Below are 24,973 nucleotides of genomic sequence, written 5' to 3'. Positions count from 1 at the left end.
ATCGCGCCGTAGGGAAGGTAAGCAGCATGGTACAGGTGAGAGCGAACCAGCCGATAAACACAGACGGCAGTATCAATCTCGACGCGTGGCTTGATCATATTGTCAGCGTCGACCTGGTCCTGGACCGGGAAGTCATGAAAAAGGCCTGTGAATTTGCCCGGGAAGCCGAGCAGACCGACAAGGCCCACAAGAATCATTGGGCAGAGGGCACCTCCAGTTTCCAGACCGGTCTGGAAATCGCGGAGATCCTGGCTGACCTCAAGCTGGATCAGGACTCGCTGGTCGCTGCGGTCATTTACCGTGGCGTGCGTGAAGGTCTCATTGCGCTGCCTGAAGTCGAGCAGCGCTTTGGCGCAACGGTCGCCAAGCTGATCGACGGCGTGCTGCGCATGGCCGCGATCAGCGCCAGTCTCAGCCCTCGTCAGTCATTGGTGCTCGGCAGTCAGGCGCAGGTCGAAAACCTGCGCAAGATGCTGGTGGCGATGGTCGACGACGTTCGTGTTGCACTGATCAAGCTGGCCGAACGTACCTGCGCGATTCGTGCGGTAAAGAACGCCGACGACGAAAAACGCAACCGTGTGGCCCGCGAAGTATTCGACATCTATGCTCCGCTGGCCCACCGCCTGGGCATCGGTCACATCAAGTGGGAGCTGGAAGACCTGTCCTTCCGCTACCTGGAGCCTGATCAATACAAGCAGATCGCCAAGCTGCTGCATGAACGCAGGCTGGACCGCGAGCGCTTCATCAGCGACGTCATGTCCCAGCTCGACAACGAACTGCAGGCCACCGGCGTGACCGCAGACATCAGCGGGCGTGCCAAGCATATCTATTCCATCTGGCGCAAAATGCAGCGCAAGGGCCTGGCCTTCAGCCAGATCTATGACGTGCGTGCGCTGCGTGTGCTGGTCCCGGAAATGCGCGATTGCTACACCGCGCTGGGTATCGTGCATACGTTGTGGCGGCATATTCCCAAAGAGTTCGACGACTACATCGCCAACCCCAAGGAAAACGGCTATCGCTCGCTGCACACCGCCGTGATCGGGCCGGAAGGCAAGGTGCTGGAAGTGCAGATCCGCACCCACGCCATGCATGAAGAGGCCGAGCTGGGCGTGTGTGCGCACTGGCGCTATAAAGGCACCGACGTCAAATCCGGCTCCAATCATTATGAAGAGAAGATTTCCTGGCTGCGTCAGGTGCTCGAATGGCATGAAGAGCTGGGCGACATCGGCGGTCTGGCCGATCAGTTGCGGGTCGATATCGAGCCTGACCGCGTCTACGTCTTCACCCCGGACGGCCACGCCATCGACCTGCCCAAGGGCGCGACACCACTGGACTTCGCTTATCGGGTGCACACCGAAATCGGCCACAACTGCCGGGGTGCGAAGATCAATGGTCGAATCGTACCGCTCAACTACAGCCTGCAGACCGGCGAGCAGGTCGAAATCATCACCAGCAAGCACGGTACGCCGAGCCGCGACTGGCTGAACTCGAACCTGGGGTACATCACCACCTCACGGGCGCGGGCCAAGATTGTTCACTGGTTCAAATTGCAGGCCCGCGACCAGAACGTCGCTGCCGGCAGAACCCTGATCGAACGCGAACTGGCGCGCCTGGCGTTGCCACAGGTCGATTTCGACAAGCTCGCGGACAAGGCCAATCACAAGACTGCCGATGACATGTTCGCGGCCTTGGGCGCAGGCGATCTGCGTCTGGCGCAACTGGTCAATCTGGCTCAGCAGCAGGTCGAGCCTGATCGCGTCAATGAACAGCTGGAACTGATCCCGCGCAAGGCCACCGGCTACAAGCCCGGCAAGCGTGGCGATATTCAGATTCAGGGCGTCGGCAACCTGATGACGCAGATGGCCGGCTGCTGCCAGCCGCTGCCGGGCGATGCCATCGTCGGTTATATCACCCAGGGTCGTGGCGTCAGCATTCACCGTCAGGATTGCGCTTCGGTGCTGCAGCTGGGCGGTCGCGAGCCCGAGCGGATCATTCAGGTCAGCTGGGGACCGGTGCCGGTGCTCACCTATCCGGTGGACATCATCATCCGCGCCTACGACCGTTCCGGCTTGCTCCGGGATGTCACCCAGGTGCTGCTCAACGAGCGGATCAACGTGCTGGCGGTCAACACCCGTTCGAACAAGGAAGACAACACAGCACTTATGTCCCTGACCATCGAGATTCCGGGTCTGGACGCGCTGGGGCGGTTGCTGGGGCGTATTTCCCAGTTGCCGAACATCATTGAAACGCGCAGGAACAGGACGCCCTAGGGGCAGCTATAAGCTGCAAGCTAAAGCGGATTGCGGTGGCTTCCAGCTTGCAGCTTGAAGCTTGAAGCTAAACCGCTGCGACCGAAGGAAGCCTATGTACACAGTTCAAGACCTGCTCAACCTCATGGCCCGGCTGCGTGATCCGCAGTTCGGCTGCCCGTGGGACCTGAAGCAGAACTACGCCAGCATCGTGCCGCACACGCTGGAAGAAGCCTATGAAGTGGCCGATGCCATTGAACAGGGCGACCTCGACCATCTGAAAGGCGAGTTGGGAGACCTGCTGTTTCAGGTGGTCTTCTATGCGCAATTGGCCAAAGAGGAAGGCCGGTTTGAATTCGACGATGTGATCGACGGTATTACCCGCAAGTTGCTGCGTCGCCATCCGCACGTGTTTCCGACCGGCGAGCTGTACGCGCCGGCAGAAACGCCGCGCCTGACCGACGAGCAGGTCAACCTTCGCTGGGACGAAATCAAGGCCGAGGAGCGTGCCGAAAAGGCCGGCGTTCCCGAGCAGTTGTCGCTGCTCGACGACGTGCCTCGGGCCTTGCCGGCGTTGAGTCGTGCGGCCAAACTGCAGAAGCGTGCGGCGCAGGTGGGTTTCGACTGGCCTGCGGCTTTGCCGGTGGTCGACAAGGTGCGTGAAGAACTCGATGAAATTCTTGAGGCCATGGTCGACAATGACGCCGAGGGCATTGCCGAGGAAGTCGGCGACCTGCTGTTCAGCGTCGTCAACCTGGCCCGACATCTTAAGGTCGACCCGGAAACTGCGCTACGCTCGGCCAATAGCAAGTTCGACAGACGCTTCCGATTCATTGAACAGGCTTTGCGCCACCTGCAGCGTCCTATCGAAGCGTGCTCGCTCGAAGAAATGGACGCGTTGTGGGGCGAAGCCAAACGTCAGGAAAAAAGCACGCCCGGCTGTGGCTGAGTGTGCGGTAACGGTATAAGTGAGTAGACAATGAGCCTTTCCCTTCGCGATCAGTTGCTCAAGGCAGGTCTGGTCAACCAAAAGCAGGCCAAGCAGGTCGGCAAAGAAAAGCAGAAAGAGCAGCGTCTGGTGCACAAGGGTCAGGCGCAGGCCGATGACTCGCAAAAGCGTGCGGCCCAGGAGGCCATGGCCGAGAAGGCCAAGCGTGATCAGGAGCTGAACCGTCAGCAGCAGGAGAAGGTCGAGCAGAAGGCCCGTACTGCTCAGGTCAAGCAACTGATCGAAGTGTCGCGCCTGCCCAAGCTGATCACCGAGGATTACTACAACTTCGTTGACGACAAGAAGGTCAAGCGCATCCCGGTCAACGCCATGGTGCGCAACAAGCTCAGCAGCGGTTCACTGGCCATCGTTCACCACGGTGGCGGTTACGAGATCATTCCGCGTGAGGCTGCGCTGAAGATCCAGGAGCGTGACCCGCGCCGTATTGTGCTGCTCAACACCCCGACCGAAGCGCCGGATGCAGACGACCCGTACGCGGCGTATCAGGTGCCTGACGATCTGATGTGGTAAGCCCACGGCGCTGTCATTGAGTTGTCAAAACAAAACCCGCATTCAGCGGGTTTTGTCTTTTCCTGTTCTTGGAATTGTTCAGTGGTTACCCTGGCTTTCCAGTGCTTCCAGCTCTTCCTTATAACGAAGGGCATCGGACTCAACGTGGAACATGCCGACAAGTTGGTCCTGTTGGTGTACGTCCCAGATCTGGATGCCGTCGGCAACGGCTTCGTGAGAGAGGTGGGCGTCGTCGCGTTCAGTAACTCTGACAGTCATAGTAGTAAGCTCCTGACTTTGATGGCCTTGATGGTTAGGCCTCTGGATACTGCGGCGATGTGGCGCAGGACTCTTTTATAGGATTTGTTAGCTGCCTAAGTAAATAGCCTGTTCAGGTTCCCCGGTGGTCAGAAACTAATCGATCTTCTGCAGCCCTTGCTTGACGAGGCTTACAGCGCAGTGGTGGCAAAATGAAGGATGTTTCATGTGCTTCGGGTGCGCTGTCGGCTCGTCCGAACGCGCCTGGATACGCCGTTCCAGACGCTCCGCGTCCTCTTTGCGACGCGGAGCGTCGCGAACTGCATTCCCACGCTGGAGCGTGCGAAACGATAACCTCAACTATCGTGCCCGATGCTCTGCGCTTCTGCCCGAAGGGCGTGGGAGTGAGCTTGCTCACGAAGGGGCCGGTGCCGGCGCGACTATCGTGCGGCGCTCTGCGTCGCATGCCTTCAGCCAATAAAAAGCCCCGCTAAAAAGCGGGGCTCTGTGGTGCGGGCGGTCAAGGCTATCAGCTGCCTTTGACGGCTTTGCCGTTGACGGTGCCGTCCAGCAAGACGATGTTGTATTCCTTGCCGTCGGTTTCGACCTGTTGCAGACGGACCAGCAGGTAATCCCAGTCCTTGGCGAACCACAGCACGGTGGTGCGCTTGCTTTGCGTCGGGTCACGTACGCGCTCGACCTTGATCGCATCGACCTGGCCTGTCTTGGTGGTGACTTTTTCCGAACCCAGCACGCGGAAGTCGTAGGTGTCCACTTCATCACCATCGACAACCTGATAGCTCATGCTCTTCTTGCCCTCAGCGATGTCATGTTGCAAGGCCAGCTGATAGGTGGACTTGTCGAGGATGCCACGGTTGAGCGGCAACTTGATCGCATCGCCACGGTCGGTGCCGGTGACGAACTTGGTGTTCCAGTCGAACGCCAGATCGACCTTCTTGGATTTGCCCAGGCCACTGCGCTCGAAGCTGTAGGTCTGCGGCAGCAGGGTGTCCTTGTCGACCTTCAGTGTGCTGACTTCAGTCAGGCTGGCGATCATCATCGAGGCCTTGAAGCTCAAGGTCCAGGTGCCGTTGGCGCCGGCTTCCAGGCTGCGTTCAGCCGTACCGCTCATAGGCAGCTGTTTCCAGTCGGCGGTGTAGCTGGCGGAGAAGGGTTGAAGGTCTGCGGCCTGTACGGCAGGCAATGCGAGCAGAGCGAAAGCGAAGAGCAGAGCGCGACGCATAGTATCTCCTAATGTCGAATCAGATGGCCGCTGGCCGGGAGTAACTGGCTATCGAGTAACGCACCTTGTTCACCAAGGCTCAGTCGGCCTTCGGCAAACCAGCGAATGGCCAGTGGGTAAATACGGTGCTCTTGAACATGGACCCGTTGCGCGAGCGTTGCGGGCGTGTCGTGCAACTGTACCGAAATAACTGCCTGTACGACCAGTGGGCCGCCATCGAGTTCCTCGGTAACAAAATGCACGCTGCAGCCATGCTCGGTGTCGCCGGCTTCCAGCGCACGCTTGTGCGTGTGCAAGCCTTTGTAACGCGGCAGCAGGGAAGGGTGAATATTCAGCAGACGGCCGTGATAGTGGCGAACGAATCCTGCGCTGAGAATGCGCATGAACCCGGCCAGTACGACCAACTGTGGCTGGAAGGCGTCGATCCGTTCGATCAGCGCAGCATCGAAAGCCTCACGGCCTTCGTACGCGGTGTGATCCAGTACGCAGGTTTCGATGCCTGCGTCCCGGGCGCGTTGCAGGCCGAACGCATCTGCGCGGTTGGATATCACCGCGCGGATGCGGACGGGGCTGGCCCCGTCCTTGAAGCTGTCGATCATTGCTTGAAGGTTGCCGCCGGTGCCGGACAGCAGCACCACGACGTCGCAGATGGCTGGCATCAATGCGCCTTGAGGTTTTTCAGCTCGACCTGTGCTGCGCCTTCGGCAGCGGTGGCGATCTGGCCGATCACCCAAGGCTGCTCGCCCGCTTCACGCAGCACCTTGAGTGCCGCTTCAACGTGCTCCTGAGCGACGCAGATCACCATGCCCACGCCGCAGTTCAGCACGCGGTGCATCTCGTTTTCCGCAACGTTGCCTTGCTGCTGCAGCCAGTCGAACACGGCCGGACGCTGCCAGCTGGCGACGTCGACAACGGCCTGAGCGCCTTCAGGCAGTACGCGTGGAATGTTGTCGAGCAGGCCGCCACCGGTGATGTGGGCCATGGCCTTGACTGCGCCGGTTTCCTTGATCAGCTTGAGCAACGGCTTCACGTAGATGCGGGTCGGCGCCATCAGCAGTTCGGTCAGCGGTTTGCCGTCCAGCTGGATGTTCTCGATGTCCGCGCCTGCCACTTCGATGATCTTGCGGATCAGCGAGTAACCGTTGGAGTGCGGGCCGGACGATGGCAGGGCGAGCAGGGCGTCACCGGCAGCAACTTTCGAGCCGTCGATGATCTCGGCCTTTTCCACCACGCCGACGCAGAAGCCTGCGAGGTCGTAGTCTTCGCCTTCGTACATGCCCGGCATTTCAGCGGTTTCGCCACCCACCAGCGAGCAACCGGCCAGTTCGCAGCCGGCGCCGATGCCGGTGACGACCTGAGCGGCGGTGTCGACGTTCAGTTTGCCGGTGGCGTAGTAATCGAGGAAGAACAACGGCTCTGCACCGCAGACCACCAGGTCATTGACGCACATGGCGACCAGGTCGATGCCGATGGTGTCGTGCTTGTTCAGGTTCAGCGCCAGACGCAGCTTGGTGCCCACGCCGTCGGTGCCGGAAACCAGAACCGGTTGCTTGTAGCCGGCCGGGATTTCGCAGAGGGCGCCGAAGCCTCCCAGGCCGCCCATGACTTCCGGACGCTTGGTGCGCTTGGCGACGCTCTTGATGCGTTCGACCAATGCTTCACCGGCGTCGATGTCTACACCGGCGTCTTTATAGCTCAGGGAGGGTTGCTTGCTCATAGAAAATCCAGGCCTTTAGGGGGGATTCGGAGGTATCGACCGCTGCGTTAGGGCCCGTTCAGCACCGCGCTGTCATGCGGTGGTAATGTTGGGGCCATGGCGATTGCCGGTCTGCGAAGGCGCGCGATTTTATCAGGCTTGCTCATCAGGGGCCATCCTTGCGCCGACAACAGGGCGGTGTTGCACCAAATAAACCTCAACCAGGTGGCCTGTCAGTGCGGGCCTGGACGTTTAGGGTGTACTTTATGCGCGAACTGAATGATAGGTGGCTCACGTCTGTCCCAGACCTGTACACCTGCTGAAACAGCTTCTTTTTACTTTTTTCCGTTCGGGAACTGTCCATGCGTTTTTCCAGAATTCTTCTAATCGGCTGTCTGTCCCTGATCAGCCTTCCCAGCCTTGCCGAAACGGTCAGCAACCTTTATCAGGTTCGCGAGCCGGTCAATGGCCAGTCGCCCGATGAACGCACGCGGGCCACGCAGGCCGCCGTTGAAACCCTAGTGCTGCGCCTGACCGGCGACGCCAAGGCCGTGCAGGGTTCGGCCATCGCCGCGCTGCGCAAAGACCCGCAGCAGATCATTAGCCAGTTCGGCTACGAGGCCGGACCGCCGGAAACCCTGCTGGTCGACTTCGATCCGGCAACCACCGACCGTGCGCTGCACGATGCGGGTCTGTCGATCTGGGGCAGTAATCGCCCATCGATTCTCGGCTGGTGGCTGAATGACTCGGTGGAAGGCTCGAATCTGGTCGGCGACGGTCAGGCCGCCGCCGAACCCTTGCGCCAGGCCGCTCAGCACCGCGGACTGCCACTGCGCCTGCCGCTGGCTGATTTGAGCGAGCAGGGTATCGGTAATGCGAAAACCCTGGAGGGCACTGACCCTGCGCCGCTCAAGGAAGCCTCGGAGCGCTATGGTGCTGACGCGATACTGGCCGTGCACGCCAGGGAAGATGGCGGTCAGTGGCAGGGCAAATGGCGCTTGTGGCTGGGTGATCAGCGCGAACAGGGCAGCGCAACCGGTGCCACCTCCGAGGCGTTGGCCGATGCGGTGCTGCTCTCGGTCAGCGAGCGTCTGGCGCCGCGCTTCGTTGCCAAGCCAGGTGCGTCGACCGGCATGCTGATCCAGGTTCAGGGCATGACGCTGGAGCGCTATGCGCAACTGCTTCAGTTACTCGAACCGTTCGGCGTGCGTCTGAGTTCTGTCGAAGGCGATAAAGTGGTGTTTGAGGTCAGTGGCAGCACCGATCAGCTACGCTCGCAGTTGTCGCTGGCCAAATTGCAGGAAGTGCCTGCAGCCGAGGCAGCCGCTACTGCAACGCCGCCTGCTGCGCCTGTCGATGCAACTGCGCCGATGGCGCCAGCGAATGGAGCTGCTCCTGTTGCGGCACCTGCGCCCGCACCGATGATTGTTCCGGCGTCCGCGCCACAGCTTTATTTCCGCTGGTAACCCGGCAAGAACGCTTTTCTATTGGCTTGAGGGATATTGATGACTGATATGCGGCGTTGGTTCTGGATCGGCGGCCTGGCCTTGCTGGTCGCATTCGTGGTGCTGTTGCACCCAATCCTCACTCCCTTTCTGGTGGCATTGCTACTGGCCTATATGGGCGATCCGCTGGTGGATCGACTGGAGCGCGCCGGACTGTCCAGAACCCTGAGCGTGGTGGTCGTTTTCGGGCTGTTCACGCTGGTGCTGATGGCGTTGCTGCTGATTCTGGTACCGATGCTGGCCAAGCAGTTGTTCCGCCTCTACGAACTGGCGCCGCAGATTCTCGACTGGCTGCAACACGCGGCGTTGCCGTGGGTTCAGGCCAAGTTCGGGCTGGCAGACGGGTTCTGGAAGTTCGACAAGATCAAGGCAGCCATCTCCGAGCATATGGGCCAGGCCGGGGACATCGTCTCTATCGTGCTGTCCCAGGCTACTGCGTCCAGCCTTGCGCTGATCGGCTGGCTGACCAACCTGGTGCTGATTCCCGTGGTGTGTTTCTACCTGCTGCGCGACTGGGACATCATGACCGGCAAGATTCGTGGTCTGCTGCCGCGTCAGCGTGAAGCGCAAATCGTCAAGCTGGCGGGCGAGTGCCATGAAGTATTGGGCGCGTTCATACGCGGTCAGTTGCTGGTGATGGTCGGCCTTGGCGTGATCTACGCGGCCGGTCTGATGCTGGTCGGGCTGGAACTGGGCCTGCTGATCGGCGTCATTGCCGGTCTGGCGGCCATCGTGCCTTACATGGGTTTCGTGATCGGTATCGGTTCGGCGCTGGTGGCCGGGCTGTTCCAGTTTGGCGGTGACCTGTACCCGATGATGGGGATTGTGGCGGTGTTCATGATCGGTCAGGCGCTGGAGGGGATGGTGCTGACGCCATTGCTGGTCGGTGATCGCATCGGCCTGCACCCGGTCGCGGTCATCTTCGCGATTCTGGCAGGTGGCGAGCTGTTCGGCTTTACCGGCATTCTGCTGGCCCTGCCGGTGGCGGCGGTGATCATGGTGCTGGTGCGTCACATGCATGATCTGTACAAGGACTCGGAAATCTACGCAGGCGCGGAAGATCCGGAGCTGTAAGGTCGACGCAAGCCTCTTCGCCGACCGGTGAAGAGGCTCATGCCCTGAGTGCATGCCCGCCTTCAAACGCCCCGTACTGGGCGGCGCTTTACTCACCCTGACGCAAACCTTTGATTTTGCTTGAGGTCTGTCGCATTGTGCGACCAGCGTCACGGGTATAAACTTTGCGCTCTTTACACAGAGGCCCTTGACGGTTTGCATGAGCCGTTAGTCAGCATGAAACCGATTCAGCTGCCCCTGAGTGTGCGTCTGCGTGATGACGCCACTTTCGTCAATTACTATCCAGGCGCCAACGCCGCTGCACTCGGCTATGTCGAGCGGCTGTGCGAAGCCGACGCTGGCTGGACCGAAAGCCTCATCTATCTGTGGGGCAAGGACGGGGTAGGGCGCACGCACCTGCTGCAGGCTGCCTGCCTGCGTTTCGAACAGCTTGGTGAGCCTGCGGTGTATCTGCCGCTGGCCGAAGTGATAGATGAAGGCATCGAGCTGTTCGATCATCTGGAGCAATATGAGCTGGTGTGTCTGGACGACCTGCAGGCGATCGTCGGCAAGCCGGACTGGGAAGAAGCGCTGTTTCATCTGTTCAATCGTCTGCGTGACAGCGGGCGTCGCCTGCTGATTGCCGCGTCCAAATCGCCCCGCGAACTGCCGGTAAAGCTTCCCGACCTGAAATCGCGCCTGACCATGGCATTGGTGTTCCAGATGCGCGGGCTGTCCGACGAAGACAAGCTGCGCGCCTTGCAACTGCGTGCTTCACGCCGGGGCCTGCACCTGACCGACGATGTCGGGCATTTCATCCTGACGCGTGGTACACGCAGCATGAGCGCGTTGTTCGAATTGCTCGAGCGCCTCGATCAGGCGTCACTCCAGGAAAAGCGCAAGCTGACCATTCCCTTCCTTAAAGAGACCCTCGGGTGGTAGATCAGGCGCTGTTGATGCAGACGGCGGCTGCCTTGCGCCATGCACGGCGGATTCTGGTGATCACCGGGGCGGGGCTGTCTGCCGATTCAGGGCTGCCGACCTATCGTGGCGTGGGCGGGCTCTACAATGGCAAGACCGACGATGGCCTGCCTATCGAAATGGCCCTGTCCGGGCCCATGCTGCGTCGTGACCCTGAGCTGTGCTGGAAATACATCGCCGAACTGGGCAAGGCGTGCCTGGGTGGCGAGCCGAATGTCGCGCATTACGCCATCGCCCAGTTGCAGCGCATCAAACCCGAGTGCTGGGTACTGACCCAGAACGTCGACGGTTACCATCGCGCGGCGGGCAGTCCGCCGGAGCGCCTGATCGAAATTCACGGGCAACTCTCGCCACTGTTTTGCCAATCCTGCGGTGCTGAGGATTCTCAATTGAGCGAGCACTTGCAGCGCCCTTTGCCCCCCTTATGCCCGGCATGTAGTGGCATTTTGCGACCGTCCGTCGTTCTTTTTCAGGAAATGCTCCCCGAAAAAGCGCTGGAAACACTGCATGAAGAGCTGGCTAAAGGCTATGACGCGGTCCTGAGTATCGGCACCACCGCAAGCTTCCCCTACATTCACGAACCTGTCATTCGCACCAGGGTTTCCGGGGGTTTTACCGCAGAAATCAATCCGCAGCCGACGGATCACAGCGCGCAGATGGACGTCTTTTTACCGTACCGCGCGGCACATGTCATGGCCGAACTCATAAGTCACATCTAGTTCGATTGAATTTGCAAATCACCTTCATAAAAGGCATAGTCTCGCCATCTTAACTAGTCAGTCACGGTTGTGCCCATGCAAGTTGTTCGCTTCGCACCCCTCGTGCCTCTCGCACTCGTTACATTTCTCTTCGGTTGCTCGGCCAATATGCCGGTCGCACAGCAGGAACAGGCCCAGCCAGTTCCACGCTATCAGAGCGCAATCAATGCCAACGCCCAGTCCGCAGCCCGTCGCGCCGACGCGGCAGTCCTGCAGGACGAGCTCGCTACCGAAGACGAACTGTCCCAGTTCGCTGATAACAGGTCTTACCAACTGCCGGCCCTGGCCGACAGCATCCTGGAGCGTGGCAAGTCGCTGATCGGCACACGCTACAAGTTCGGCGGCACGTCGACTTCTTCGGGTTTCGATTGCAGCGGCTTCATCGGTTATCTGTTTCGCGAAGAGGCCGGCATGAGCCTGCCACGTTCCACGCGTGAAATGATCAACGTCGACGCACCTCTGGTGGCGCGCAACAAGCTTCAGCCGGGCGATGTGCTGTTCTTCAGTACCCGCGGTCGCGGTCAGGTCAGCCACGCAGCGATCTACGCCGGTAATCGGCAGTTCATCCACTCCAGCAGTCGCCGCAGCGGCGGTGTGCGCATCGACAGCCTTGATGACGCCTACTGGAGCAAGACCTTCATCGAGGCCAAGCGGCCTCTGGCGATGGCCCCAGGTACTGTTGCAGTAAAATCGACACCTGAAGTCACGCAGACAACGGCGATGACTTCGACTACAGTCAAGACCGCGTCCAAGCGGCGTAAATAAATAGAACGCGCAGTACAAGACCTTCGGGTCTTTCTGCGTTTTTGAGCTTCTCGGCAGCGTAAGCCGCATCCGGATGGGTTGTTGTGGTTATGTCGATTGCGTTGCGGCTGTTAGTCATCTCTGTTGCTGCGTTGCTCGGTGCCTGCGCCAGTGCGCCGCCTCCGCCCAAAGCGCCCCGGATCGTTCAGCGTCCGGTGGTCACTGCACCTCCCCAGATTCTCTCTCCGGCTGCCGAAGACGTCCTGTTTCGTGCGTTGGGGCTGGTTGGCACGCCTTATCGCTGGGGCGGCAACACGCCTGACTCCGGTTTCGATTGCAGCGGTCTTATAGGTTATGTCTATCGTGATGCGGCGGGCATTTCCCTGCCGCGTTCCACGCGCGAGATGATCGTGATGGGCGCACCGAATATTCGTCGCGAGCAATTGCAGTCAGGTGATCTGGTGTTCTTCGCCACATCGGGCGGTTCTCAGGTGTCCCACGCCGGGATCTATGTCGGCGAAGGCCGCTTCGTGCATGCACCTGCCACCGGCGGCACGGTCAAGCTCGACAGCCTCGACAAGCCTTACTGGCAGAGAGCCTACCTCAACGCCAAGCGCGTAATTCAGCCCTCCAGCCTGGCGCAGAATCGGCCTTAAGCGCTTCGCGCTGATTGCTCTGCGCGCGCTCAAGAGCGTCCAGAACTGCATGCCCACGCCCACGCGGAGCGCTCAACGTCACACCTAAGTCTGCTTTTGATTCTGGCCGTAGGCCGTAGGAGCGAACTTGTTCGCGAAAGGGCCTGTATGATCGCCGAAAATGCATCTTCTGAAACACCGCCTTCGCGAACAAGTTCGCTCCTACGCCCTTCGGGCTGAACCCTGAAAGGCACGTATTCCGGGCTCTCCAGGACTTGTGTGTAACGCCGAGTGCTGAGCGTAGGGAACGATGATCTCAACTATCGTCCGACGCTCTGCGTCAAACCTCTACGCTCGGCGTTACTGAGCAGCCTTGGCGGATGTCACGCGCCAGATCTTGTTGCCGACATCGTCGGCCACCAGCAATCCGCCGCGCTGGTCATTGACTACGCCAACCGGACGACCCATGGCTTTTTCATCCTTGTTGAGGAAACCGGTCAACACATCGACCGGTGTGCCGTTGGGTTTGCCGCCACTGAATGGAATGAACACCACCTTGTAGCCGCTGTGCGGTTTGCGGTTCCACGAGCCGTGCTGGCCAATGAACAGACCTTCGTTGAACGGTGCAGCCAGTGTCTTGCCGTCGGCGAACACCAGGCCCAGCGAGGCGGTGTGTGGACCGACTGCGTAATCCGGGGCAATCGCCTTGGCGACCAGTGCCGGGTTCTGCGGCTTGACGCGCTCGTCGACGTGTTGGCCGTAGTAGCTGTAAGGCCAGCCGTAGAATGCGCCGTCCTGCACCGAGGTCACGTAGTCAGGCACCAGATCGCTGCCGATCTCGTCGCGCTCGTTGACCGCCGTCCACAGTTTGCCGGTCTTCGGTTCCCAATCCATGCCGTTGGGGTTGCGCAGGCCGGAAGCGAAGATCCGGTGGTTACCGGTAGCCGCGTCCACTTCCCAGATCGCCGCACGACCTTCTTCCTTGTCCATGCCGTTCTCGGCCACGTTGCTGTTGGAGCCCACGGTCACGTACAGCTTGCTGCCATCCTTGCTGGCGATGACGTTCTTGGTCCAGTGGTGATTGAGCGTACCGCCCGGCAGGTCGACGACCTTGGTCGCTTGCGCGCTGATCGAGGTCTGCCCGGATTCATAAGGGAAGCTGATCAGGCGGTCGGTGTCGGCGACATACAGCTTGTTGCCCACCAGGGTCATGCCGAACGGCGAATTGAGGTTTTGCAGGAAAACCGTGCGGGTCTCTGCCACACCGTCCTTGTCCACGTCGCGCAGCAAGGTAATGCGGTTGGCGCTGGGCACACCGGCACCGGCGCGGCCCATGACTTTTTCCATCACCCAGCCGCGAATGCCTTTGGAGTCATCCGGTTTGGCGGGCGAATTGGTTTCTGCCACCAGCACGTCACCGTTGGGCAACACATACAGCCAGCGCGGGTGATCAAGGTTTTCGGCGAACGCAGCCACTTGTGTGCCCGGCGCGGCGACCGGCTTGGCGCCTTTTTCCCAGCCTACGGCGGGTGCGATGTTGACGGTCGGAATCAGCGTCTTGTTGGGCTCCGGCAGCTTGGGCGAGGGGCCTGTTCCATCCGAGACTTGCAGGCTCGACGACTCGCCGCAGGCAGCGAGGCCGCCGGCGACCAGCAGCAACACTGCGTAGTGGGGTCTGAGTTTGAACATGATCGATCTCCATTAACAAAGGCGTGGTCCAGTAACTGATAGAGGCGCCGCCAACCCGCTAGGTTCAATAACGTTCCGCGGCGACGGTGTCGATTGACGCTCCCGGTCCAACCCTCTACCCTTCGCGGTTTGTTTCAGGTGCTCTGCAATCCTCGATTGGCAGAGTGAAACAGGGAAGCCGGTGTGGGTCGACAGATCCGATCCCGGCGCTGCCCCCGCAACGGTAAATGAGTCAAGGCTGTGCCTGACGCCACTGTGTTTCGACATGGGAAGGCGCGCAGCCGGGGTGACCCGCTCATGAGCCCGGAGACCGGCCTGAATCATTCAATGACATCACGGAGGGTGATGTTCTGTGCAGGGCGTTGCCGTGCTGTCCAGTGCTGTCCTTCCGTCTGTTGTCGCCTGCCCCGAGCGGAGAACCCAGATGAACGAATCCCCCGAACGCGACGAACGCCATCTGGCGCGCATGCAGCGCAAGAAAGCCTTCATGGACCAGCGTATTGCCAGCTCGCCCAACGAGTGCGGCCTGCTGCTGGTATTGACCGGCAATGGCAAGGGCAAGAGCAGTTCGGCATTCGGCATGCTCGCCCGGGCCATGGGCCACGACATGCAGTGTGGTGTGGTGCAGTTCATCAAGGGCCGCAACAGCACGGGCGAAGAAATGTTTTTCCGCCGTTTCCCCGAGCAGGTGCGCTATCACGTGATGGGCGAGGGCTTCACCTGGGAAACCCAGGATCGCCAGCGTGACATCGCCGCCGCTGAAGCCGCCTGGGCCGTGTCTCAGGAAATGCTTCGCGATCCGGCCATTGGTCTGGTGGTGCTCGACGAACTGAACATCGCCCTCAAACATGGCTACCTCGACCTTGAACAGGTGCTGAGCGATCTGCAGGCACGTCCGCCGATGCAGCACGTATTGGTGACTGGCCGCGGCGCCAAAGCCGAATTGATCGACCTGGCCGATACCGTTTCCGAGATCGGCGTGGTCAAGCACGCGTTTCAGGCCGGTATTCGCGCGCAGAAAGGTATCGAGCTGTGACCCCTTCATCATTGAGCGCATTGCAATGAGAGCCCCGCGTGATTGCCCGGCAGTATTGATCGCTGCGCCTGCCTCCGGGCAAGGCAAAACCACGGTGACCGCTGCACTGGCACGCCTGCACCGCAACCAGGGGCGCAAGGTCCGGGTGTTCAAGTGCGGCCCGGACTTCCTCGACCCGATGATTCTCGAGCGGGCCAGTGGAGCGCCGGTCTATCAACTGGACATGTGGATGGTCGGTGCGGATGAAAGCCGTCGCTTGTTGTGGGAAGCGGCTGATGAGGCGGACCTGATTCTGATCGAGGGGGTCATGGGCCTGTTCGATGGCACGCCGTCGAGCGCCGACCTGGCCCGGCATTTTGGCGTGCCGGTACTCGGTGTGATCGACGGCACGGCCATGGCGCAGACGTTTGGCGCACTGGCGCTGGGCCTGGCGCGCTATCAGCCTGATCTGCCGTTCGCCGGTGTGCTGGCCAATCGCGTCGGCACGGTACGCCATGCGCAATTGCTGGAGAACAGCCTGACCGAAGGCCTGCGCTGGTACGGCGCACTGTCCCGGGAAGTCGGCTTCGAACTGCCCAGCCGCCATCTGGGGCTGGTCCAGGCCAGTGAGCTCAACGATCTGGACGTGCGTCTGGACATGGCGGCTGCGGCGCTTGCCAGCACCTGTGAAGTGGCCTTGCCGCCGGCCGTGACCTTCACTGCGCCCGACCCGGTTCAGGTCGAGCCGCTGCTGCGCGGCGTACGCATCGCCATCGCGCGCGACGAGGCCTTTGCCTTTCTGTATGGCGCGAGTCTGGACCTGCTGAGGAACATGGGTGCCGAGCTGAGTTTCTTCTCGCCGATCCATGATCGCGAGTTGCCCGACGCCGACAGCCTGTACCTGCCAGGTGGTTACCCGGAGCTGCACCACGTCGCGCTGGCCGCCAATGGCGCGATGCAGGCTTCGATCAGGGCTCACCATATTGCCGGCAAGCCGATTCTGGCCGAGTGCGGCGGCATGCTCTATTTGCTCGAAGCCTTGACCGATGTCGAGGGCGTGCGTGCCGAACTGGTCGGTTTGCTGTCCGGTGACGCCGTCATGCAGAAGCGTCTGGCGGCGCTGGCCTTGCAAGCCGTCGAGTTACCCGAGGGCACGCTGCACGGTCACACTTATCATCATTCGCTGACCAGCACCGAGCTGCAGCCGATCGCGCGCGGCGTCAGCCCCAATGGCGGACGCGGCGCAGAAGCGGTTTATCGCCTGGGTCGCCTGACCGCGTCCTACGTGCATTTCTATTTTCCGTCCTGCCCTCGGGCGATAGCGGCGCTGTTCAAACCATGACCGAGCAAGCGTTCAGCCCCGAAGAGCGGGCTGCGGTGTACCGCGCCATCGCCGAACGTCGCGACATGCGCCACTTCATCGGCGGCACGGTCGCGCCCGAGCTGCTGGCACGCGTGCTGGAGGCCGCGCATCAGGCTCCCAGCGTCGGGCTGATGCAGCCGTGGCGCTTCATCCGCATCAGCGACCCGCTATTGCGCGACCGGATGCAGGCGCAGGTAGAGGAAGAGCGTATCCGTACCGCCGAGGCGCTGGGTGAGCGAACCGACGAGTTCATGAAGCTCAAGGTCGAAGGCATCAACGACTGTGCAGAAGTGCTGGTCGCCGCGCTGATGGAAGGGCGAGAGCAGCACATTTTCGGCCGTCGCACCTTGCCGGAAATGGACATGGCCTCGCTGTCCTGCGCGATCCAGAACCTGTGGCTGGCCTCGCGTGCAGAAGGCCTGGGCATGGGCTGGGTGTCGCTGTTCGACCCCGAGGCGCTGGCCGAACTGCTGGGCATGCCTGACGGCGCCAAGCCGCTGGCGATCATATGTCTGGGCCCGGTCAAAGAATTTTATCCTGCGCCAATGCTGGTGATGGAAGGCTGGGCGCAGGCGCGTCCGCTGCATGAGCTGCTGTACGAGAATCAATGGGGAGTGAGTCAATGAGTGTGGCGCTGTTGAGCGTCGCCGGGGTCGCGCTGGATGCGCTGCTCGGTGAGCCAAAACGATGGCATCCGCTGGTGGCGTTCGGCAACTTCGCCAGTCGGGTCGAGCAGCGCTTCAACAGTGGCGGTCGTGGCTGGCGCAGTCATGGCGTTACTGCCTGGGTCATCACCGTTGTACCGCTGACGCTGCTGGCCACGCTGCTGAGCTGGTTGCCTGGCGTGGGCTGGCTGTTCGATATTCTGGCGCTGTATTGCGCGCTGGGCATGCGCAGCCTGGGTGAGCACGTTCAGCCGGTGGCGCAAGCGCTGCGCAGTGATGATCTGGTTGAAGCCCGTCAGCGGGTCGGTTATCTGGTCAGTCGCCAGACCACTGAGCTGGACGCTACCGAAGTCGCCCGCGCAGCCACCGAGTCGGTGCTGGAGAACGGCAGCGATGCGGTGTTCGCGGCGCTGTTCTGGTTCGTGGTGGCTGGCGCGCCCGGCGTGGTGCTGTACCGGCTGAGCAATACGCTGGACGCCATGTGGGGTTACCGCAATGAGCGCTTTGAGCGTTTTGGCTGGGCTGCGGCGAAGATCGATGATCTGCTCAACTATATTCCCGCACGTCTTGTGGCTTTGACCTACGCCTTGCTGGGCAAGACCCGACTGGCGCTGCGTTGCTGGCGTACGCAGGCTCCGGCATGGGACAGTCCGAATGCCGGCCCGGTAATGGCCGCTGGCGCAGGCGCGCTGGGTGTCGAGCTGGGTGGCGCAGCGATCTACCACGGCGAGCTGCATCAGCGTCCGCAACTGGGTGAGGGTACGCCTGCCGATGCGGACTCGATCGATCGCGGCTGGCAACTGGTGCAGCGCGGCGTCTGGTTATGGCTGCTGGTCATCTGCGTGGCGGCTGAATTTTATGCTTGAGCACGGCGGGCGGTTGCGCGCGGCGGCGCAGCATTACGGTATCCCTCTGGCCGACTGGCTGGACCTGTCCACCGGGATCGCGCCCTGGTCGTGGCCCATCCCGGAGATTCCGACGCGTGCCTGGGCGCGGTTGCCCGAGACTGACGATGGTCTGGAAGCGGCGGCCTGCACTTATTATGGCGTGTCCCGGTTATTGCCGGTGTCCGGTTCGCAGGCTGCGATTCAGGCACTGCCGCGGGTGCGCAGCGGAGGGAGGGTTGGCGTACTGTCGCCATGCTACGCAGAGCACGCGCATGCCTGGCGCAAGAACGGCTTCGTGGTCCGTGAGGTGGGTGAGCAGGAGGTCGACTACTTCCTCGACAGCCTGGACGTGCTGGTGGTGGTCAACCCCAACAACCCAACCGGCCTGCACCTGAGCGCCGAGCGCCTGCTGGAGTGGCATGCGCGACTGGCCGAGCGCGGTGGCTGGCTGGTCGTCGATGAAGCGTTCATGGATAACACGCCGGGCATGAGCCTGGCGGCCGAGACGTGGCGCAGCGGACTGATTGTCCTGCGTTCGTTTGGCAAGTTTTTCGGCCTGGCCGGCGTCCGGCTTGGTTTTGTCATGGCCGAGCCGGTGCTGTTAAGGATGCTGGCGCAGGAAATCGGCCCTTGGTCGGTCAGTGGGCCAACCCGGATCATCGGTCAGGTGTGCCTTAGCGATCAGCAGGGGCAGACGCGCCAGCGTGAGCGCTGTGAGCAGGCCCGCGAGCGGCTGGTGGCGTTGCTCGACCGCTACCGTCTGAGCCCGCAAGGCGGCTGCGCGCTGTTCCAATGGCTGGTGACCCCTGAAGCGCAGACGCTCTATGAGTTTTGTGCGCAGCGTGGCGTGCTGCTGCGCCTGTTCAAGGGTGACAGCTCCGAGTCGTCCAGTCTGCGTTTCGGTCTGCCCTGCGACGAGGCCGACTGGCTGCGGCTGCACGATGTTCTGCTTGAATACCGCAAGGAATACCCATGAGCACGCTGATGGTACAAGGCACCACTTCCGATGCCGGCAAGAGCACCCTGGTGACGGCCCTGTGCCGCTGGCTGACTCGTCAGGGCGTCAAGGTTGTGCCGTTCAAGCCGCAGAACATGGCGCTCAATAGCGCGGTGACGGCAGACGGCGGCGAGATCGGTCGCGCACAGGCCGTGCAGGCCCAGGCGTGCTACCTCGAACCGCACACCGACATGAACCCGGTGCTGCTCAAGCCCAATAGTGACACCGGCGCGCAGGTGATCATTCACGGCCGCGCCGTGACCACCATGAACGCGGTGGCGTATCACGGCTACAAAGAGATCGCCATGCAGGCAGTGCTGGAATCGCATCGGCGCCTGGGTGAGAGCTATCCGGTGATTGTGGTCGAGGGTGCGGGTTCTCCGGCCGAGATCAACCTGCGCGCCAACGATATCGCCAACATGGGCTTTGCCGAGGCGGTCGACTGCCCGGTGCTGCTGATTGCCGACATCAATCGTGGCGGGGTGTTTGCCCATCTGGTCGGCACGCTCGAGCTGCTGTCGCCCAGCGAGCAGGCGCGGGTCAAGGGTTTCATCATCAACCGTTTTCGCGGCGACATCGCCTTGTTGCAGCCGGGCCTGGACTGGCTGGAAGCGCGCACCGGCAAGCCGGTGGTTGGCGTGCTGCCCTACGTGATGGATCTGCACCTGGAGGCCGAAGACGGCCTGGACCAGCGTCAGACCGACAAGGTCGAGCATGTGCTGAACGTGGTGGTCCCGGTGCTGCCTCGCATCAGTAATCACACCGATTTCGATCCGTTGCGTCTGCACCCTCAGGTCAATCTGCAATTCATCGGCCCCGGCCAGGCGATTCCTCCTGCGGACCTGATCATTCTGCCCGGCTCCAAGAGTGTGCGCAGCGATCTGAACTACCTGCGCAACAATGGCTGGGCCACCGCCATCGAGCGGCATTTGCGTTATGGCGGCAAGCTGATGGGGATTTGCGGTGGCCTGCAAATGCTCGGTGAGCAGGTACACGATCCACTCGGGCTGGAAGGCGCAGCCGGGTCCAGCCCAGGGTTTGGCCTACTGGCAATGAGCACGGTGCTGGAAGCGGAAAAGCAACTGCGCAATGTGCGCGGTCGTCTGACCCTGGAAGACGCCGAGGTCAGTGGCTACGAAATTCATGCCGGGGTAACGACAGGGCCGGCGCTGGAGCAGGCTGCCGTGCAACTGGACGACGGGCGTTGCGATGGTGCGCAGAGTGCCGACGGCCAGGTGCTGGGGACTTACCTGCACGGCCTGTTCGAATCACCTGCTGCCTGTAGCGCGTTGCTGCGCTGGGCGGGGTTGACGAACGTGCAGTCCGTCGATTATCACGCCTTGCGCGAGCGCGACATCGAACGTCTGGCGGACCTGGTGGAAAAGCACCTGGACGGCCCATTGCTTCGCGAACTGTGTGGCCTGGAGGCGAACTGAATGCTGCAATTGATCCTCGGCGGCGCGCGCTCCGGCAAGAGTCGTCTGGCGGAAAAACTGGCCGCCGACAGCGCGCTGAGGGTGACGTACATCGCCACCAGTCAGCCTCTGGACGGCGAAATGAATCAGCGTGTTGCCAGTCATCGCGCACGCCGTCCCGAGCACTGGGGGTTGGTCGAAGAGCCGATCGAACTGGCGCGGGTACTGCGCGAAAACGCGGCGCCCGATTGCTGCCTGTTGGTCGATTGCCTGACCCTCTGGTTGACCAATCTACTGATGCTCGACAACCCCGAGCGCCTGCTTCAAGAACGTGAATCCCTGCTCGACAGCCTTGCCGGGCTGCCGGGTGAAATCATTTTTGTCAGCAACGAAACCGGGCTCGGCGTCGTGCCGCTTGGCGAACTGACCCGTCGCTATGTCGATGAAGCCGGCCTGTTGCATCAGGCGCTGGCCGAGCGTTGCCAGCGTGTCGTGTTGACCGTTGCCGGCTTGCCCCTGACGTTGAAAGGAACCGCGCTATGAGTAATTCCTGGTGGCTCAAGCCTGCACAGGCCATTGATGTGCCAATGCGCGAGGCGGCACTGGCCCGTCAGCAGCAACTGACCAAACCCGCCGGTTCACTGGCACAACTGGAGCGCCTGGCGGTACAGCTGGCCGGTCTGCAGGGACGTGAGCGTCCGGCCGTCGATCAACTGTGGATCGCGGTTTTTGCCGCTGATCATGGTGTCGTCGCTGAAGGTGTGTCGGCGTACCCACAGGAAGTCACCGGTCAGATGCTGCACAACTTCGTCAACGGCGGCGCCGCGATCAGCGTGCTGGCGCGTCAGCTCTCCGCGCAACTGGACGTGGTCGATCTGGGCACCGTGTCGCCAATGGATCTGCCCGGGGTGCGCCATCTGCGCATTGGCGCGGGCACCGCCAATTTTGCCCAGGGGCCGGCCATGAGTGTCGAGCAGGGGCTAGCCGCCCTGCAGGCCGGGCGTGACAGCGTATTGCGCGCCAAAGCTGTCGGCACCGAACTGTTCATCGGTGGCGAGATGGGCATCGGCAACACCACAGCCGCCAGCGCAGTCGCCTGCTCGCTGCTGGAGTGCGCCGCGCCATTGCTGGTCGGTCCGGGCACCGGGCTGAACGCCGAGGGTATTCAGCACAAGACGCGTGTCATCGAGCGCGCACTGGCATTGCACGCCGAGCAGGCCGGTGACCCGTTGAGCAGCCTGTTCTGTCTGGGCGGCTTCGAAATCGCCGCACTGACTGGTGCGTACCTGGCCTGCGCGCAGGAAGGAATTGCGGTACTGGTCGACGGTTTCATTTGCAGCGTGGCCGCGCTGGTGGCGGTGCGCCTGAACCCTTCCTGCCGTAACTGGCTGCTGTTCGGTCATCGGGGCGCCGAACCGGGCCATCGGCATCTGCTGGAAACGTTGCAGGCCGAACCGTTGCTGGACCTCGGTTTGCGTTTGGGCGAGGGCAGCGGTGCCGCACTGGCGGTGCCGCTGGTGCGCCTGGCGTGCGAGCTGCACAACGGCATGGCGACGTTTGCCGAAGCGGCTGTGGCGGATCGTCCCGCATGACCTTGCACCTGGACTTGTTGCGTCACGGCGAAACCGAACTGGGCGGCGGCCTGCGCGGCAGCATCGACGACGCTCTGACCGAGTCTGGCTGGCAGCAGATGCATGCGGCAGTGGCGGGTAGCGGCCCCTGGACGCGGATTGTCAGCTCGCCGCTGCAACGTTGCGCCCGTTTTTCCGAAGAGCTGGCGCAGCGCTTGTCGTTGCCTCTGCACCTGGAGCCGGGTTTGCAGGAGCTGCATTTCGGTGACTGGGAAGGGCACAGCCCTGCGCAACTCATGGAGACCGATGCCGAGGGCCTGGGGCTGTTCTGGGCGGATCCCTACGCCTTCACACCTCCCAACGGCGAGCCGGTGCTGGATTTCTCGAATCGCGTATTGAGTGCCGTTGAGCGTCTGCATCAGGCTTATGCCGGTGAGCGCGTGTTGCTGGTCAGTCATGGTGGTGTCATGCGCCTGCTGGTGGCGCAGGCGCGTGGTTTGCCGCGTGAGCAACTGTTGCAGGTGGTGGTCGGGCATGGCGCGCTGTTGTCGATTCAGGTCGCTGCTGATCGCGTACTCACGGAGATCTGAGATGCTGCCGTTCTGGATCGCTCTGCAATTTCTCGGCAGCCTGCCGATCAGGCTGCCCGGTATGCCGCGTCCCGAAGAGCTGGGGCGTTCTTTGCTGTTCTACCCGTTGGTGGGGGCGGTGTTCGGCACCCTGCTGCTGGGTTTCAACACGCTGCTCAGTGGTGCGCCGCTGATGCTGCACGCCGCGCTGGTACTCACTGCCTGGGTATTGCTCAGCGGCGGCCTGCATCTGGATGGTCTGGCCGACAGTGCTGACGCCTGGCTGGGCGGCTTCGGTGACCGTGAACGCACCTTGAAGATCATGAAAGATCCACGCAGCGGGCCTATCGCCGTGGTCACGCTGGTCTTGGTGCTGCTGCTCAAGTTTGCCGCGATTCTGGCGCTGATCGAGAGCCATGCCAGTGCTTGGCTGCTGTTGGCACCGGTAATCGGGCGCGCTGCCATGCTTGGGCTGTTTTTGGGGACGCCGTATGTGCGTTCCGGAGGGTTGGGGCAGGCGCTGGCCGATCATCTGCCGCGTGGCCCTGGACGCAAGGTTTTGCTCGCCACTGCCATTGTGTGCGTGCTGCTCGCCGGCTGGTCAGGGGTAATGGTATTGCTGGTCTGCGCCGCCTGCTTCTTCTGGTTGCGGCAGCTGATGATGCGACGTCTGGGCGGATGCACCGGTGATACAGCCGGGGCATTGCTTGAGCTGCTGGAGTTGGCGGTGCTGCTGACGCTGGCGCTGCTTTGAGACCCTGCGCATCGCTTTGTTGACAGCTTTTACCGGCAGCGCGTAGCTTCGCGAATCGCGGGTAAAACCATGTAACACAAAGCGCAGGGAGCTTAACCATGACATCGATCTGGCGTACCAGTGGCTGGGTTCTGCTGGGGAGTGCGCTGATTCTTGCGCTTTCGTTGGGCACGCGGCACGGCTTCGGTCTGTTTCTGGCACCCATGAGCGCCGAGTTTGGCTGGGGGCGTGAAGTCTTTGCCTTTGCCATTGCCTTGCAGAACCTGATGTGGGGTCTGGCGCAGCCATTCGCCGGGGCGCTGGCAGATCGATTTGGTGCGGCGAAAGTCGTCTTCGTCGGCGGTGTGCTGTATGCCGCGGGTCTGTTGTGCATGAGTACCGCCGACTCTTCCCTCAGCCTTTCACTGAGCGCCGGTCTGCTGATCGGTATCGGTCTGTCCGGCACATCGTTTTCGGTCATCCTCGGTGTCGTGGGGCGAGCGCTGCCCGCGGAAAAACGCAGCATTGGCATGGGGATCGCCAGCGCAGCCGGCTCATTCGGTCAGTTCGCCATGCTGCCCGGTACATTGGGCTTGATCAGTTGGCTGGGCTGGTCCGGTGCCTTGCTGGTGCTGGGCGTGATGGTGGCGTTGATCCTGCCTTTGGTGGGTATGCTCAAGGATACGCCGAGCGTATCCACCGGCGTCGAATTGACCCTGGGCGAGGCGCTGCGTGAGGCGTGCTCGCATTCGGGGTTCTGGCTGTTGGCGCTGGGGTTCTTTGTCTGCGGCTTTCAAGTGGTGTTCATTGGCGTGCATTTGCCGGCCTATCTGGTGGATCAGCACTTGCCCGCCAAGGTCGGCACTACGGTGCTGGCCCTGATCGGCCTGTTCAATATCTTTGGCACCTACACCGCAGGCTGGCTGGGCGGACGCATGTCCAAGCCCCGACTGCTGACCGTGCTTTACCTGTTGCGTGCGGTGGTGATCGTGCTGTTTCTCTGGATACCCTTGAGTCAGACCACAGCGTATCTGTTCGGCGTGGCGATGGGCTTGCTGTGGTTGTCGACCGTGCCGCTGACCAACGGTACGGTCGCGACACTGTTCGGTGTGCGCAACCTGTCGATGCTGGGCGGCATTGTCTTCCTGTTTCACCAGCTAGGCGCCTTCCTCGGTGGCTGGCTGGGCGGGCTGGTGTATGACCGCACCGGTAGCTACGACCTGATCTGGCAAGTCTCGATACTCCTGAGTCTGCTCGCCGCGGCGCTCAACTGGCCGGTGCGCGAGCGGCCGGTGGCACGATTGCAGGCGCAGGGCGGTCTGGCATGAGTCGGCGCTGGCCTCTGCTGGCGGCGCTGCTGGTGGGCGCCGTGGTGCTGGGATTGCTCTGGTGGGCCTGGCAGCATGTCGGGCTGGGCGCATTGCAATTGGGAATGGGCGCTTGCTAGGC

26 protein-coding genes and 1 riboswitch are annotated in these 24,973 nt (G+C 61.8%); of the genes, 21 read left to right on the top strand and 5 right to left on the bottom strand.

What is annotated here, in order from left to right:
- Positions 1-26 precede the first annotated feature (26 nt).
- The 3 genes from relA (at position 27) to V476_RS03715 (ending at position 3,768) form a co-directional block, all read left to right on the top strand.
- Positions 27-2,270, top strand: coding sequence for a GTP diphosphokinase (gene relA, locus V476_RS03725; protein WP_004416742.1), 2,244 nt, complete (start codon positions 27-29; stop codon positions 2,268-2,270).
- Positions 2,271-2,364: 94 nt separating this feature from the next.
- Entirely contained in the window at positions 2,365-3,198 is an 834-nt protein-coding gene (mazG, locus tag V476_RS03720) for a nucleoside triphosphate pyrophosphohydrolase (RefSeq protein WP_024960047.1), read from the top strand.
- A gap of 30 nt (positions 3,199-3,228) precedes the next feature.
- Positions 3,229-3,768, top strand: a complete 540-nt coding sequence (locus V476_RS03715) for a DUF2058 domain-containing protein (RefSeq protein WP_003314606.1) — start codon at positions 3,229-3,231, stop codon at positions 3,766-3,768.
- A gap of 78 nt (positions 3,769-3,846) precedes the next feature.
- On the opposite strand, the gene V476_RS03710 is transcribed toward V476_RS03715, so the two are convergent.
- The 4 genes from V476_RS03710 to purM all read right to left on the bottom strand — a co-directional run bounded on the left by V476_RS03710 (position 3,847) and on the right by purM (position 6,965).
- Positions 3,847-4,026: a hypothetical protein gene (locus V476_RS03710; RefSeq protein WP_002554613.1), complete on the bottom strand. Its 180-nt coding sequence runs from the start codon at positions 4,024-4,026 to the stop codon at positions 3,847-3,849.
- A gap of 508 nt (positions 4,027-4,534) precedes the next feature.
- Positions 4,535-5,248, bottom strand: a complete 714-nt coding sequence (locus V476_RS03705) for a DUF3108 domain-containing protein (protein WP_003305121.1) — start codon at positions 5,246-5,248, stop codon at positions 4,535-4,537.
- Between the two features lie 8 nt (positions 5,249-5,256).
- Positions 5,257-5,907: a phosphoribosylglycinamide formyltransferase gene (gene purN, locus V476_RS03700; RefSeq protein ID WP_017279531.1), complete on the bottom strand. Its 651-nt coding sequence runs from the start codon at positions 5,905-5,907 to the stop codon at positions 5,257-5,259.
- Entirely contained in the window at positions 5,907-6,965 is a 1,059-nt protein-coding gene (gene purM / locus V476_RS03695; protein ID WP_003344863.1) for a phosphoribosylformylglycinamidine cyclo-ligase, read from the bottom strand. The genes purN and purM overlap by 1 nt, the downstream gene beginning before the upstream one ends.
- A gap of 341 nt (positions 6,966-7,306) precedes the next feature.
- On the opposite strand from purM, the gene V476_RS03685 reads away from it, so the two are divergent.
- From V476_RS03685 to V476_RS03660, 6 genes are all read left to right on the top strand, one after another.
- Positions 7,307-8,410: a DUF2066 domain-containing protein gene (locus V476_RS03685; protein ID WP_017279530.1), complete on the top strand. Its 1,104-nt coding sequence runs from the start codon at positions 7,307-7,309 to the stop codon at positions 8,408-8,410.
- A gap of 39 nt (positions 8,411-8,449) precedes the next feature.
- On the top strand, positions 8,450-9,523 hold the full coding sequence (locus V476_RS03680) for an AI-2E family transporter (RefSeq protein ID WP_003404282.1): 1,074 nt from the start codon (positions 8,450-8,452) through the stop codon (positions 9,521-9,523).
- Positions 9,524-9,739: 216 nt separating this feature from the next.
- Complete coding sequence (gene hda / locus V476_RS03675) at positions 9,740-10,444, top strand: DnaA regulatory inactivator Hda (protein WP_003369632.1); 705 nt, start codon at positions 9,740-9,742, stop codon at positions 10,442-10,444.
- The gene (locus tag V476_RS03670) at positions 10,438-11,202 is read left to right on the top strand and encodes an NAD-dependent deacylase (protein ID WP_017279529.1); all 765 of its coding nucleotides are present in this window, start codon (positions 10,438-10,440) and stop codon (positions 11,200-11,202) included. The genes hda and V476_RS03670 overlap by 7 nt, the downstream gene beginning before the upstream one ends.
- 75 nt (positions 11,203-11,277) lie before the next feature.
- Positions 11,278-12,006, top strand: coding sequence for a C40 family peptidase (locus V476_RS03665; RefSeq protein ID WP_024960048.1), 729 nt, complete (start codon positions 11,278-11,280; stop codon positions 12,004-12,006).
- Positions 12,007-12,095: 89 nt separating this feature from the next.
- Positions 12,096-12,641, top strand: coding sequence for a C40 family peptidase (locus V476_RS03660; protein ID WP_003369637.1), 546 nt, complete (start codon positions 12,096-12,098; stop codon positions 12,639-12,641).
- A 339-nt stretch (positions 12,642-12,980) separates the two neighbouring features.
- Here V476_RS03660 and V476_RS03655 read toward each other — a convergent pair whose 3' ends face one another.
- On the bottom strand, positions 12,981-14,309 hold the full coding sequence (locus V476_RS03655; protein ID WP_004411233.1) for a PQQ-dependent sugar dehydrogenase: 1,329 nt from the start codon (positions 14,307-14,309) through the stop codon (positions 12,981-12,983).
- Positions 14,310-14,428: 119 nt separating this feature from the next.
- Positions 14,429-14,642: riboswitch (cobalamin riboswitch) on the top strand.
- Between the two features lie 91 nt (positions 14,643-14,733).
- On the opposite strand from V476_RS03655, the gene cobO reads away from it, so the two are divergent.
- From cobO to V476_RS29055, 12 genes are all read left to right on the top strand, one after another.
- Entirely contained in the window at positions 14,734-15,345 is a 612-nt protein-coding gene (gene cobO / locus V476_RS03650; protein WP_003393737.1) for a cob(I)yrinic acid a,c-diamide adenosyltransferase, read from the top strand.
- A gap of 25 nt (positions 15,346-15,370) precedes the next feature.
- Positions 15,371-16,666: a cobyrinic acid a,c-diamide synthase CobB gene (locus V476_RS03645; protein WP_024960049.1), complete on the top strand. Its 1,296-nt coding sequence runs from the start codon at positions 15,371-15,373 to the stop codon at positions 16,664-16,666.
- On the top strand, positions 16,663-17,313 hold the full coding sequence (gene bluB / locus V476_RS03640) for a 5,6-dimethylbenzimidazole synthase (protein ID WP_016568711.1): 651 nt from the start codon (positions 16,663-16,665) through the stop codon (positions 17,311-17,313). The genes V476_RS03645 and bluB overlap by 4 nt, the downstream gene beginning before the upstream one ends.
- On the top strand, positions 17,310-18,218 hold the full coding sequence (cbiB, locus tag V476_RS03635) for an adenosylcobinamide-phosphate synthase CbiB (protein ID WP_003344887.1): 909 nt from the start codon (positions 17,310-17,312) through the stop codon (positions 18,216-18,218). Before bluB ends, cbiB begins: the two co-directional genes overlap by 4 nt.
- Positions 18,211-19,215 (top strand): threonine-phosphate decarboxylase CobD, encoded by a 1,005-nt coding sequence (gene cobD, locus V476_RS03630; protein ID WP_003314621.1) that lies wholly within the window; start codon positions 18,211-18,213, stop codon positions 19,213-19,215. The genes cbiB and cobD overlap by 8 nt, the downstream gene beginning before the upstream one ends.
- Positions 19,212-20,672, top strand: a complete 1,461-nt coding sequence (locus V476_RS03625; protein ID WP_003344889.1) for a cobyric acid synthase — start codon at positions 19,212-19,214, stop codon at positions 20,670-20,672. The genes cobD and V476_RS03625 overlap by 4 nt, the downstream gene beginning before the upstream one ends.
- Positions 20,673-21,194, top strand: a complete 522-nt coding sequence (gene cobU / locus V476_RS03620) for a bifunctional adenosylcobinamide kinase/adenosylcobinamide-phosphate guanylyltransferase (protein WP_003344890.1) — start codon at positions 20,673-20,675, stop codon at positions 21,192-21,194.
- Positions 21,191-22,243: a nicotinate-nucleotide--dimethylbenzimidazole phosphoribosyltransferase gene (gene cobT, locus V476_RS03615; RefSeq protein ID WP_024960050.1), complete on the top strand. Its 1,053-nt coding sequence runs from the start codon at positions 21,191-21,193 to the stop codon at positions 22,241-22,243. Before cobU ends, cobT begins: the two co-directional genes overlap by 4 nt.
- Entirely contained in the window at positions 22,240-22,812 is a 573-nt protein-coding gene (cobC, locus tag V476_RS03610; protein ID WP_004416762.1) for an alpha-ribazole phosphatase family protein, read from the top strand. Before cobT ends, cobC begins: the two co-directional genes overlap by 4 nt.
- A 1-nt stretch (position 22,813) precedes the next feature.
- Positions 22,814-23,545: an adenosylcobinamide-GDP ribazoletransferase gene (locus tag V476_RS03605; protein ID WP_024960051.1), complete on the top strand. Its 732-nt coding sequence runs from the start codon at positions 22,814-22,816 to the stop codon at positions 23,543-23,545.
- Between the two features lie 98 nt (positions 23,546-23,643).
- The gene (locus tag V476_RS03600; RefSeq protein ID WP_004416764.1) at positions 23,644-24,852 is read left to right on the top strand and encodes an MFS transporter; all 1,209 of its coding nucleotides are present in this window, start codon (positions 23,644-23,646) and stop codon (positions 24,850-24,852) included.
- Positions 24,849-24,971, top strand: coding sequence for a hypothetical protein (locus V476_RS29055; RefSeq protein ID WP_003314627.1), 123 nt, complete (start codon positions 24,849-24,851; stop codon positions 24,969-24,971). Before V476_RS03600 ends, V476_RS29055 begins: the two co-directional genes overlap by 4 nt.
- Positions 24,972-24,973: the final 2 nt, after the last annotated feature.

The organism is Pseudomonas syringae KCTC 12500, from assembly GCF_000507185.2.
Lineage (GTDB): Bacteria > Pseudomonadota > Gammaproteobacteria > Pseudomonadales > Pseudomonadaceae > Aquipseudomonas > Aquipseudomonas syringae.
This window is presented reverse-complemented; position numbering and strand designations above follow the sequence as displayed.

Excerpts from the sequence above, each read along its gene's own strand:
- relA (WP_004416742.1), top strand. The coding sequence starts at position 27 with ATGGTACAGGTGAGAGCGAACCAGCCGATAAACACAGACGGCAGTATC.
- mazG (WP_024960047.1), top strand. The coding sequence starts at position 2,365 with ATGTACACAGTTCAAGACCTGCTCAACCTCATGGCCCGGCTGCGTGAT.
- V476_RS03715 (WP_003314606.1), top strand. The coding sequence starts at position 3,229 with ATGAGCCTTTCCCTTCGCGATCAGTTGCTCAAGGCAGGTCTGGTCAAC.
- V476_RS03710 (WP_002554613.1), bottom strand. The coding sequence starts at position 4,026 with ATGACTGTCAGAGTTACTGAACGCGACGACGCCCACCTCTCTCACGAA.
- V476_RS03705 (WP_003305121.1), bottom strand. The coding sequence starts at position 5,248 with ATGCGTCGCGCTCTGCTCTTCGCTTTCGCTCTGCTCGCATTGCCTGCC.
- purN (WP_017279531.1), bottom strand. The coding sequence starts at position 5,907 with ATGCCAGCCATCTGCGACGTCGTGGTGCTGCTGTCCGGCACCGGCGGC.
- purM (WP_003344863.1), bottom strand. The coding sequence starts at position 6,965 with ATGAGCAAGCAACCCTCCCTGAGCTATAAAGACGCCGGTGTAGACATC.
- V476_RS03685 (WP_017279530.1), top strand. The coding sequence starts at position 7,307 with ATGCGTTTTTCCAGAATTCTTCTAATCGGCTGTCTGTCCCTGATCAGC.
- V476_RS03680 (WP_003404282.1), top strand. The coding sequence starts at position 8,450 with ATGACTGATATGCGGCGTTGGTTCTGGATCGGCGGCCTGGCCTTGCTG.
- hda (WP_003369632.1), top strand. The coding sequence starts at position 9,740 with ATGAAACCGATTCAGCTGCCCCTGAGTGTGCGTCTGCGTGATGACGCC.
- V476_RS03665 (WP_024960048.1), top strand. The coding sequence starts at position 11,278 with ATGCAAGTTGTTCGCTTCGCACCCCTCGTGCCTCTCGCACTCGTTACA.
- V476_RS03660 (WP_003369637.1), top strand. The coding sequence starts at position 12,096 with ATGTCGATTGCGTTGCGGCTGTTAGTCATCTCTGTTGCTGCGTTGCTC.
- V476_RS03655 (WP_004411233.1), bottom strand. The coding sequence starts at position 14,309 with ATGTTCAAACTCAGACCCCACTACGCAGTGTTGCTGCTGGTCGCCGGC.
- cobO (WP_003393737.1), top strand. The coding sequence starts at position 14,734 with ATGAACGAATCCCCCGAACGCGACGAACGCCATCTGGCGCGCATGCAG.
- V476_RS03645 (WP_024960049.1), top strand. The coding sequence starts at position 15,371 with ATGAGAGCCCCGCGTGATTGCCCGGCAGTATTGATCGCTGCGCCTGCC.
- bluB (WP_016568711.1), top strand. The coding sequence starts at position 16,663 with ATGACCGAGCAAGCGTTCAGCCCCGAAGAGCGGGCTGCGGTGTACCGC.
- cbiB (WP_003344887.1), top strand. The coding sequence starts at position 17,310 with ATGAGTGTGGCGCTGTTGAGCGTCGCCGGGGTCGCGCTGGATGCGCTG.
- cobD (WP_003314621.1), top strand. The coding sequence starts at position 18,211 with ATGCTTGAGCACGGCGGGCGGTTGCGCGCGGCGGCGCAGCATTACGGT.
- V476_RS03625 (WP_003344889.1), top strand. The coding sequence starts at position 19,212 with ATGAGCACGCTGATGGTACAAGGCACCACTTCCGATGCCGGCAAGAGC.
- cobU (WP_003344890.1), top strand. The coding sequence starts at position 20,673 with ATGCTGCAATTGATCCTCGGCGGCGCGCGCTCCGGCAAGAGTCGTCTG.
- cobT (WP_024960050.1), top strand. The coding sequence starts at position 21,191 with ATGAGTAATTCCTGGTGGCTCAAGCCTGCACAGGCCATTGATGTGCCA.
- cobC (WP_004416762.1), top strand. The coding sequence starts at position 22,240 with ATGACCTTGCACCTGGACTTGTTGCGTCACGGCGAAACCGAACTGGGC.
- V476_RS03605 (WP_024960051.1), top strand. The coding sequence starts at position 22,814 with ATGCTGCCGTTCTGGATCGCTCTGCAATTTCTCGGCAGCCTGCCGATC.
- V476_RS03600 (WP_004416764.1), top strand. The coding sequence starts at position 23,644 with ATGACATCGATCTGGCGTACCAGTGGCTGGGTTCTGCTGGGGAGTGCG.
- V476_RS29055 (WP_003314627.1), top strand. The coding sequence starts at position 24,849 with ATGAGTCGGCGCTGGCCTCTGCTGGCGGCGCTGCTGGTGGGCGCCGTG.